This is a genomic window from Saccharothrix xinjiangensis (assembly GCF_039527585.1).
Taxonomy (GTDB): Bacteria; Actinomycetota; Actinomycetes; order Mycobacteriales; family Pseudonocardiaceae; genus Actinosynnema; species Actinosynnema xinjiangensis.
Genome location: NZ_BAAAKE010000052.1, coordinates 19,826 through 29,612 on the forward strand (window position 1 = coordinate 19,826; position 9,787 = coordinate 29,612).

At 73.5% G+C, this 9,787-nt stretch carries 9 protein-coding genes; 6 read left to right on the forward strand and 3 right to left on the reverse strand.

Features of this window, described 5'->3' with window-relative positions; genetic code table 11:
* The first annotated feature begins 19 nt into the window (after window positions 1–19).
* The 5 genes from ABD223_RS42375 (at window position 20) to ABD223_RS42395 (ending at window position 3,491) form a co-directional block, all read left to right on the forward strand.
* Complete coding sequence (locus ABD223_RS42375) at window positions 20–811, forward strand: SDR family NAD(P)-dependent oxidoreductase (RefSeq protein WP_344043828.1); 792 nt, start codon at window positions 20–22, stop codon at window positions 809–811.
* A gap of 148 nt (window positions 812–959) precedes the next feature.
* Complete coding sequence (locus tag ABD223_RS42380) at window positions 960–1,403, forward strand: SSI family serine proteinase inhibitor (RefSeq protein ID WP_344043830.1); 444 nt, start codon at window positions 960–962, stop codon at window positions 1,401–1,403.
* Between the two features lie 165 nt (window positions 1,404–1,568).
* Window positions 1,569–2,357: a hypothetical protein gene (locus ABD223_RS42385; RefSeq protein ID WP_344043832.1), complete on the forward strand. Its 789-nt coding sequence runs from the start codon at window positions 1,569–1,571 to the stop codon at window positions 2,355–2,357.
* Complete coding sequence (locus ABD223_RS42390) at window positions 2,344–2,820, forward strand: phage holin family protein (protein ID WP_344043834.1); 477 nt, start codon at window positions 2,344–2,346, stop codon at window positions 2,818–2,820. The genes ABD223_RS42385 and ABD223_RS42390 overlap by 14 nt, the downstream gene beginning before the upstream one ends.
* Window positions 2,796–3,491 (forward strand): DUF3618 domain-containing protein, encoded by a 696-nt coding sequence (locus ABD223_RS42395; RefSeq protein WP_344043836.1) that lies wholly within the window; start codon window positions 2,796–2,798, stop codon window positions 3,489–3,491. Before ABD223_RS42390 ends, ABD223_RS42395 begins: the two co-directional genes overlap by 25 nt.
* 135 nt (window positions 3,492–3,626) lie before the next feature.
* On the opposite strand, the gene pcaD is transcribed toward ABD223_RS42395, so the two are convergent.
* From pcaD to ABD223_RS42410, 3 genes are all read right to left on the reverse strand, one after another.
* Entirely contained in the window at window positions 3,627–4,376 is a 750-nt protein-coding gene (gene pcaD / locus ABD223_RS42400) for a 3-oxoadipate enol-lactonase (RefSeq protein ID WP_344043838.1), read from the reverse strand.
* A complete protein-coding gene (gene pcaB / locus ABD223_RS42405) occupies window positions 4,373–5,734 on the reverse strand; it encodes a 3-carboxy-cis,cis-muconate cycloisomerase (protein ID WP_344043840.1) in 1,362 nt (453 codons plus the stop codon). Before pcaB ends, pcaD begins: the two co-directional genes overlap by 4 nt.
* Window positions 5,735–6,021: 287 nt before the next feature.
* Window positions 6,022–7,413: a PP2C family protein-serine/threonine phosphatase gene (locus tag ABD223_RS42410; protein ID WP_344043842.1), complete on the reverse strand. Its 1,392-nt coding sequence runs from the start codon at window positions 7,411–7,413 to the stop codon at window positions 6,022–6,024.
* Window positions 7,414–7,563: 150 nt separating this feature from the next.
* Between ABD223_RS42410 and ABD223_RS42415 the strand changes: the two genes are divergently transcribed.
* On the forward strand, window positions 7,564–9,787 hold a 2,224-nt coding region (locus tag ABD223_RS42415; protein ID WP_344043849.1), incomplete at its 3' end, for a HAMP domain-containing protein.

Below are 9,787 nucleotides of genomic sequence, written 5' to 3' on the forward strand. Positions count from 1 at the left end.
ACCGCTACCGTCCCTGGTCATGGGACTGCTGGACGGCAAGGTCGCCTTGGTCACCGGGGCCGGCGGCGTCGTCGGGCGCGGCATCGCGCGGCGGCTCGCGGCGGCCGGCGCTTCGGTGGTCGCGCACACGCGCACGACACCGGTCGACGACCTGGTGGCCGAACTCCGCGAACTCCGCGAACTCGCCGAACCCGGCCGGCTCGGCGAACCCGGCGAGCCCGGCAGCGGCGCCCTCGCGGTCGCCGCCGACCTCACCGACCCCGACGAGTGCCGGCGGGTGGTCCGCGAGGCCGCCGGGTGGCGCGGCCGGCTCGACGTGCTGGTCAACAACGCCGGCGCGCAGCCGGTCCAGCCCCTGGCCGGCATGACGGCCGCCGAGTGGCGCGCGGTCGTGGACACGAACCTGACCAGCGCGTTCTCCTGCACCCAGGCCGCGGCCGAGGTGATGGCGCACGGGAGTTCGATCACGCACGTAGCCTCGATCGAGGGCACGCGACCCGCGCCCGGCCACGCGCACTACAGCGCCTCGAAAGCGGCCCTGATCATGCACGCCCGCTCCGCCGCGCTGGAGTACGGCGAGCGCGGCATCCGGGTCAACACCGTCTCACCCGGGCTGATCGCCAGGCCGGGCATCGAGGACGAGTGGCCCGAGGGCGTGGCCAGGTGGACGAGTGCCGCGCCCCTCGCGCGACTGGGCACGCCCGAGGACGTCGGCGACGCGTGCGCGTTCCTCGCCTCCCCCCTGGCGCGGTGGATCACCGGGCACGACCTCGTGGTGGACGGCGGCGTCTCCGCCCGCCCCACCTGGTGACCGCGGTCGGCCCCGTGGCGCGGAACCGACCGCGAGAACCCGCCGAAGCCGAATTCGAGCCGAGGAGGAATTCTTCGGCAAAAGCCCAGGACATTGCTCGTCCAGCGCCCCGCAAAGAGAGCGAAAAGCGCTGCGACATTTCAGTGACGTGGCAATCCGGTCGAATACCGGCCACCCGATCGGGTCACCCACAGGTCATGCGACGAACCCGAACCCTCATGGCGTCCCTGTTCGCCTCCAGCCTGCTGGCCGCGCCCCTGGTCGGCGCGGGCGCCGCGTCCGCCGCACCGCCCGAGACCGACCTGCTGCTCGCCGTCCACCAGCAGGTAGCGGCCTGGACAGCACCCGGTTCAGCTGCGACCCGGCATCGGGCGAGCACACCCGGGCACAGACCGCGTGCGAGGAGATCGCGGCCGCGAACGGCGATTTCACGCAACTCGGCGCCGATGACAGCCGCATCTGCACGTACGAGTACGACCCGGTGACGGTCTTCGCCTTCGGCGTTTACCGCGGCGAGCCGGTCCAGTACGTCGAGGAATTCCCGAACCGGTGCGCCATGGAGAACGAGACCGGCTCGGTTTTCTCGTTCTGACCCCGCCCGCCCGTTCCCGGGAATGATCCGCGGCCCCGCGCCCTACCCAGGGAGCGGGGCCGTCTCACATTTTGTGGGATAGATCTTTGCCAAGGTGAAGTTGATTAGGCCGGCGCGCCACGGGTAGGTCCTAGGCGACAAGACGCCGACCGTGAGGAGCCAGTCGTGGCCGAGAACCAGGTGGGCGCGGTCCGCGAGACCGCTGAGCAGGAAGGCACCGCCGTGGCGCGGCACGCCAGGCAGGCCGCCGGAGAGGTGGGAGCCACCGCGCGTGAGCAGGTCGGGCAGGTGGCCCAGGAGGCCAAGGGCCAGGCCAAGCACGTCGTGCACGACGTCCGCCAGCGCGTCGCCGGAGAGGCTGAGCAGCAGGCGCAGCGCGTGTCGCAGCAGATCAACCGCATCGCCGACGAACTGCACTCGATGGCGGAGAACTCGGGCCCGGACTCGATGACGGCCCCGGCGCTGCGCCAGGTCGCCGACTCCGGCAGGCAGGCGGCCAGGTTCCTCGACGAGCGGGGCGCGCGGGGGCTGCTGGACTCGGCCCAGGACTTCGCGCGGCGCAAGCCGGGGACGTTCCTCATCGGCGCGGCCGTGGCCGGGTTCCTGGTCACGCGCGTCGCCAAGAGCATGAGCGGGTCGGGTGACCAGCAGCAGGACTACCGCCCGGAGCAGGGTCGCCTGTCCGACGGGACCACGCCGCTGCCCACCACCTCGCAGCTGCCGCAGGAGCCCGACTTCAGCACGCCCGCGCCGCGCACCGGCGCGGAGGCGCCGGGCGCCGGCTACCCGGCGGGCACCGGTTACCCGTCCGACACCGGCTACCCCGCGGGCACCGCTTCCGGTCAGTACCCGAGCGGCAGCCCGTACCAGGCCGGCACGGCCGGCCGGCCCGCTTCGCCGACCCAGCCCGGTGGCGCTTACGACCCGGAGGGCAGCTCGTATGTCCAGCGCTGAGACCACCGGCGCCCCCTACGCGGGCCCGCCGTACACCGGCGGGGCCACCGAAGTCCCCTACCCCCGCCCCGACGCGCCGGAAGACGACCGCACGTCGCTCGGCGAGCTGGTCGGCGAGCTGACCCAGGACCTGTCGAAGCTGATGCGGCAGGAGCTGGAGCTGGCCAAGGCGGAGATCCGGCAGGAGGCGTCGAAGGCGGGCAAGGCCGCCGGGATGCTCGGCGCGGCCGGGTTCGCGGGCTACATGACCGCGGTCCTGCTGAGCCTGGCCCTCGTCTTCGCCCTCGGCGCGATCATGCCGCTGGGCTGGGCGGCCCTCATCGTCGCCGCGCTGTGGGGCATCGCCGGGTTCGCCCTGTTCTCCACCGGCCGCGCGCGACTGCGCACCGTGTCCCCCAAGCCGGAACGCACCATCGAAACCCTCAAGGAGGACGCCGAATGGGCCCGACACCCGACCAAATAAGGCACGACATCGACCGCACCCGTGCCGAGCTGGTCGCCGACGCCAACCGCATCGTCGACCACACGAGGCCGCGCAACATCGCGCAGCGCCGGGTCAACCGGGTCCGGCACGGCCTGACCACCCTGAGGGAGCGAGTGATGGGCACCATGCCCGACACGACGACCATGCAGAACCGGACCTCGGACGTGGCGTCGACGGTCGGCGACCGCACCAAGGACGCGGCGTCCACCGTGGGCGACAAGGCCCAGCAGGCCGGTCAGGCCGTGGCGCACACCGCGCAGCAGGCCGGCCAGGCCGTGCAGCAGGCGCCGCAGATGGCCCGGCAGCAGGCGCGGGGCAACCCGCTGGCGGCGGGCCTGATCGCGTTCGGCGCCGGCGCGGTCGTCGCGGCGCTGCTGCCCGCGACCCGGGCCGAGGAGGACGCGGTCCGTCAGCTCGGCGAGCGCGCGAGCGACGTGGTCGAGCCGGTGAAGGAAGCGCTCACCGAATCGGCCCAGAAGATCAAGGAGGACGCCACGTCGGCCGTCACCGACGCGGCGAACGAGGTGAAGCAGACCGCGCAGCAGGCCGCGCAGGCCACCGCCGAGCACGCCAAGGGCTCGGCGCAGGAGGTCGGCGAGCACGCCCGCGACTCGGGCCAGCAGGTCAAGCAGGAGGCCCGCAAGCAGTAAGCGGTTCACGCGGTGCGAGGGGTGGCGCCACGGCGCCACCCCTCGGGGCCGTTCACGGCCCCGCGCACGACCTCCAGCGGCCCGCGCGCACCCTTCAGCGCTCCGGAAACCCGCCACCCGTCCGGCGCCCCGCCCTCACAGGTGCGCGTTCAGGATCGCCGACACCTCGTCGGCCGCCTCGACCAGCGCCAGGTGCGCCCCCGGCACCAGGTGGAACGACGCGCCGGGGATCGCCTCCGCCACCGCCTGCCCGTACCGCGGCGGCGTGATCTCGTCGTAAGCGCCCGAGACCACGGCGGTCGGCGCCTCGATCGCGGGCAGCACCGACCTCAGGTCCAGCGCGGACAGCGCGTCGCAGCACCCGGCGAAACCCTCGTCGTCCACTGTGGACACACCGGCCGCGAACGCCGCCACCACCTCCGGGCACCGCGCCGCGAACCCGCGGGTGAACCAGTGCCCCGCCACCACCGGCGCGATGGACCCCGTGCCCGACGCCCGCACCTCGGCGGCCCGGTCCAGCCACGGCTGGGCGACCGGGGAGATCGCCACCGCGCAGCACAGCACCAGCCGCTCGATGCGCTCGGGCGCGTGCCCCGCCAGCCACATGCCCACCATGCCGCCCAACGACACCCCGCAGTAGGACACGCGCGGCAGGTCCAGGGCGTCCAGCAGCTCCAGCACGTCGTCGGCCAGGTCGTCGAGCCGGTACGGGCCCGGCGCGGTCGGGCTGCCACCGTGACCCCGGTGGTCGTAGCGCAGCACCCGGAACCGCCGGTGCAGCAACGGCAGCTGCGCCTCCCACAGCGCGGTGGTGGTGCCCAGCGAGTTGCCCAGGACGACGACGGGCGCGTCCGGGGGCCCGCTCAACTCGTGGTGCAGCTTCACGGTCTCCCCCTGCCCCGGTGGGCGGCGAGCGCGCGGTCGACGAACTCGCCCGCGGAGCCGACGTAGCCCGCCGGGTCCAGGGCATCGTCGATCTCCTTCTCCGTCAACCCGATCCGCAGGTCGGCCAGCAGCGCTTCACGCAGCGTGCAGCCCGAGTTCACCGCGGTCCGGCACACCTCGGCGACCAGGTCCTGCGCCTCGGCGCGGCCGACCAGGGCGGTCAGCCGCACGGCCACGTTCTCGGCCATCAGCAGGCCACCCGTCAGCTCCAGGTTGCGGCGCATCCGCGCGGTGTCCACCCGCAGCTTCGACAGCAGCTCGCGCGTGCCCCGCACCGCGCCGCCGACCAGCCTCAGCAGCTCAGTCACGGTCTGCCACTCGCCGTGCCAGGCGCCCGCGGCCCGCTCGTGCTCCTGGACCATCGCGGACAGCACCGTGGACACCAGGCCGGGCACGCGCCGCGCGCACGCCGTGACCAGCACCGCGCGCACCGGGTTGTGCTTGTGCGGCATGGCCGACGACGTGCCGCCGTCCGCCTCGGCCACCTCGGCGACCTCGGTCTGCGCGAGCAGCACCACGTCCTGCGCGATCTTGCCCAGCACGCCGGCCGCCTCGCCCAGCGCGCCCGCCAGCTCAGCCACCCTGGTCCGGTTGGTGTGCCACGGGAGCAGCGGCGCGGCGAGGCCCAGCTCGGCGGCCAGGTCGTCGGTCAGCCGGGCGCCCGGATCCGCCACGGCGGCCAGCGTGCCCGCCGCGCCGCCGAACTGCACGGCCAGCCGGTGGGCCCGCACGCGGAGCAGCGCGCCCTCGGCCTCGTCGACCGCCACCATCCACCCGGCGCACTTGAGGCCGAACGTGGTGGGCAGCGCGTGCTGGCCCAGGGTGCGGCCCGAGATCAGGGTGTCCCGGTGGCGCTCGGCGAGCCGCTCGCACTCGGCCCCCACGCCCCGCAGCCCCGCCAGGATCGGTCCCAGCGCCCGGTGCGCGACCAGCGACAGCGCCGTGTCCAGCACGTCCTGGCTGGTGGCGCCGTTGTGCAGGGCGGCGCGACCCTCCTGGGTGACGCGCGCGGCGATCGCCCGCACCAGCGGCACGACCGGCGTGCCCGAGGTCAGGGCGCCCTCGCCCACGGCCACCGGGTCGTAGTGCCCGACGTCGATGGCGGTGACGACCATCCGGGCCGCTTCCTCGGACACCAGGCCCGCCCGGGCCTGCACGATGGTCAGCGCGCGCTCGAAGTCCAGCATGGCCCGCAGCCACGCCCGGTCGCAGATCTCGGCCTCCACGTCCGGGTCTGTGAACAGCGGGCCCCACAGTGAGCGGGCGCTGTGCTCAGAGGTCGAAGACGACGGTTTCATGCTCCCCTTGCGGTTCGGTGTCGAAGCTGCGGCCCCCTGGTCTGGAGGTGCTCCGGCGGAACCCACGGAAATCCTTCCACCGCAGCGGGCCGTCCGGGTCGTCGGGGTGGGTGAACCCGGAGGGGTGGTGGTGTTGCGCCGTTCAGCGGCCGGCACCGCCGCGGGCCCGGTTCCCGGACCGCCGTTCGAGGGACCGCGCCCGGGACGCGGCGAACGCTATTGATCACCGGGAGCGGGGGTCAACGGGCCTTCCGCTCACCGGAAGCCCGGTCGCGGCGGTCACGGCGTCAGCCCTCCGCCTGCACCACCATCATGGTCAGGTCGTCGTGCTCGGCCGTGCCCAGCCAGCCGAACACCAGCTCCTTCAGGCGACCGGCCACCCGTTCGGCGGACAGGCCCGCGCAGGCGGACAGCGCCGACTTCAACCGGGCGTCGCCGAAGAGCTCCTGCCGGTCGCCGCCCTTGCGCGCCTCGGTCACCCCGTCGCTGTAGAGCAGGAGGGTCTCCCCCGGCGCGAGCACCACCGTGGTCTGGTGGAACCGCACCTCCTGGAGCACGCCCACGATGCCGCCGTGCACCGCGACCTCGTCCACCCGGCCGTCGGCGCGCAGCACGAGCGGCGCGGGGTGGCCGCCCGCGGCGAGGGTCAGGCGCAGCCCGCCCGCCTGCACCGGCATCACGGTGCCGACCACCAGCGTGGTGAACAGCCTGCTGCCCGCCGCCCGCAGCGCCGCGTTGAGCAGGTGCAGCAACCGCGCCGGCCGCTGCTCGACCAGCAGCAGCGTGTGCAGGCTCTGCCGGACCCGGCCGCTCTGCGCCGCCGCCTCGACCCCGTTGCCCGCCACGTCGCCCAGCACGAACGCCGCGGTGCCGTCCTCGCGCGGGTGCACGTCGTAGAAGTCGCCGCCGACCAGCGCCTCCGCGTGCGCCGGTTCGTACACGCACGCCAGCCGCACACCGGGCACCACCGGCAGCGGCGACGGCAGCAGGTTCGCCCGCAGCGCCGCCACGACCCGCTCCTGCTCGGCGAACCGCGCGCCGGCCGCCACCGCCACGGCGGCCCGCTCGGCGTACCGCTTGAGCAGCTCCACGTCGCGTGGACCGCCGAAGCACACCAGTGCGCCGCCCGCGATCAGCGGCACCGCCAGGCCCAGACCCGACACGCCCCACGGCCCCTCACCCGAAGTGGTGACATCGGCGTGCTCGGCCTCGCCGTCCAGCACGGCGAACAGCCCCGGCGCGGCAGCGGCCGCCTGGCGGGGCGTGCGGGTGGTCGCGATGTCGCCGTCCGGCGTGCGCCGCCACCACTCCAGCCGACCGCGCAAACCCGGCAGCACCGCGACGGTGTGCTCGGCCGGAGCCAGCTCGACCACCGCGCGCAGCGCGGCCGACCGGTCGGTGAACAGGCTGAACCGCTCCCCCGCCCGGTCCAGGAAGTCCTCCGCGCTCCGGTACCAGGCGGTCCAGCCGCCACCCAGGTCCTGCTTGCGGCCACGCGGCTCGGGCAGCGCCGACCCCTGCCGCGCGTCCGGGAACAGCACGGCCGCGAGCGGGTTGGCCAGGCGCACGACGGCATCCGGGTCGAGCACGACCACGGCCTCGTGGAAGCCGTCGACGAGACGGCGCCACGCGTCGAGGTCGAGGCCCGTTTCGGCGCCTTGCCGGTAGCCCTGGGCCATCTCGGCTCCTGTGTGTCGGGTTCGCCCCAACCTATCGGACAAGTCGCCCCCAACAGTGGCAGGCTTGGCGCAGTTCCGCTGACACAGGAGGCTCTCGTGACGACCGTTCAGGACGACACGGACGTGACCCTGGCCCGCCTGCTCTCCGCCATGCGGGAGATGAGGGACGGCAACTTCCGCCGCCGCCTCGTCGTGCCCAAGGGGAACGGACCCGCCGGGGAGGGCAGGTCCGGTGGCGTCGGCGCGGAGCTGGCCGAGGTGTTCAACGAGATCGCCGAGCGCAACCAGTGGTTGGTCGGCGAGCTGGCCCGGGTTCGGCAGTCCGTCGGCCAGGAGGGCAGGCTGGACGAGCGGCTGGCGCCCAGCACCGGCGCGGGCGGCTGGGTGCTGGCCGCGGACGCGGTGAACGACCTGATCGACGACCTGACCCGGCCGACCGCCGAGCTGAGCCGCGTGCTCGCCGCGGTCGCGGAGGGCGACCTGTCGCAGGAGATCGTGGTCGACGCGCGCGGCGAGGTCGCGGCGCTGGTGGAGAGCTTCAACTCGATGACCGCGACGCTGCGGACCTTCGCGGGCGAGGTCACGCGCGTGGCGCGCGAGGTCGGCACCGAGGGCCGGCTGGGCGGTCAGGCCCAGGTGCCCGGCGTGGCCGGCACCTGGCGCGACCTCACCGACTCGGTCAACTTCATGGCCGACAACCTCACCAAGCAGGTGCGCGACATCGCCCAGGTCGCGACCGCCGTGGCCCAGGGCGACCTGACGCAGAAGATCACCGTGACGGTCGCGGGCGAGATGCTGGAGCTGAAGAACACCGTCAACACGATGGTGGACCAGCTGTCCTCGTTCGCGGACGAGGTCACGCGCGTCGCCCGAGAAGTCGGCACGGACGGCCGGCTGGGCGGACAGGCCCAGGTGACGGGCGTCGCGGGCACCTGGCGCGACCTCACCGACAACGTGAACTTCATGGCGAACAACCTGACCTCGCAGGTCCGCAACATCGCCCAGGTCGCGACCGCCGTGGCCCAGGGCGACCTGTCCCAGAAGATCACCGTGGACGCGCGCGGCGAGATCCTGGAACTGAAGACCACCATCAACACCATGGTCGACCAGCTCTCGGCCTTCGCCCAAGAGGTCACCCGCGTCGCCCGGGAGGTCGGCACGGACGGCCGGCTGGGCGGTCAGGCGCAGGTGCCCGGCGTGGCGGGCACCTGGCGCGACCTCACCGACTCGGTCAACTTCATGGCGGGCAACCTGACCTCGCAGGTCCGCAACATCGCCCAGGTGACCACGGCGGTGGCGCAGGGCGACCTGTCGCAGAAGATCGACGTGGACGCGCGCGGCGAGATCCTCCAGCTCAAGACCACCATCAACACCATGGTCGACCAGCTGTCCTCGTTCGCGGCCGAGGTGACCCGCGTGGCGCGCGAGGTCGGCAGCGACGGCCGGCTGGGCGGACAGGCCCAGGTGCCCGGCGTGGCCGGCACCTGGCGCGACCTCACCGACTCGGTCAACTTCATGGCGGGCAACCTCACCTCGCAGGTCCGCAACATCGCCCAGGTCGCGACGGCCGTGGCGCGCGGCGACCTGTCGCAGAAGATCACGGTGAACGCGCGGGGCGAGATCCTGGAGCTGAAGGACACCATCAACACGATGGTGGACCAGCTCTCGGCGTTCGCCGACGAGGTCACCCGCGTCGCCCGAGAAGTCGGCACGGACGGCCGACTGGGCGGACAGGCCCAGGTGCCCGGCGTGGCGGGCACCTGGCGCGACCTCACCGACTCGGTCAACTTCATGGCCAACAACCTGACCGCGCAGGTGCGGTCGATCGCCCAGGTGACCACGGCGGTGGCGCTCGGCGACCTGACGCAGAAGATCACCGTGGACGCGCGCGGCGAGATCCTGGAGCTGAAGTCGACCATCAACACCATGGTGGACCAGCTCTCGGCCTTCGCCGACGAGGTCACCCGCGTCGCCCGAGAAGTCGGCACGGACGGCCGACTGGGCGGACAGGCCCGCGTGCCGGGCGTCGCGGGCACCTGGAAGGGCCTCACCGACAACGTCAACGTCATGGCCGACAACCTGTCCACGCAGGTGCGGTCCATCGCCGAGGTGGCGACCGCGGTGGCGCGCGGCGACCTGTCGCAGAAGATCACCGTCGACGCCAAGGGCGAGGTCGCCGCGCTCGCCGGCGTGATCAACGGCATGGTGGACACGCTGCGCGCGTTCGCGGACGAGGTCACGCGCGTGGCGCGCGAGGTCGGCACCGAGGGCATCCTGGGCGGTCAGGCGCGGGTGCCGAACGTGGCGGGCACCTGGAAGGACCTGACCGACAACGTCAACTCGATGGCGAACAACCTGACCAACCAGGTGCGCA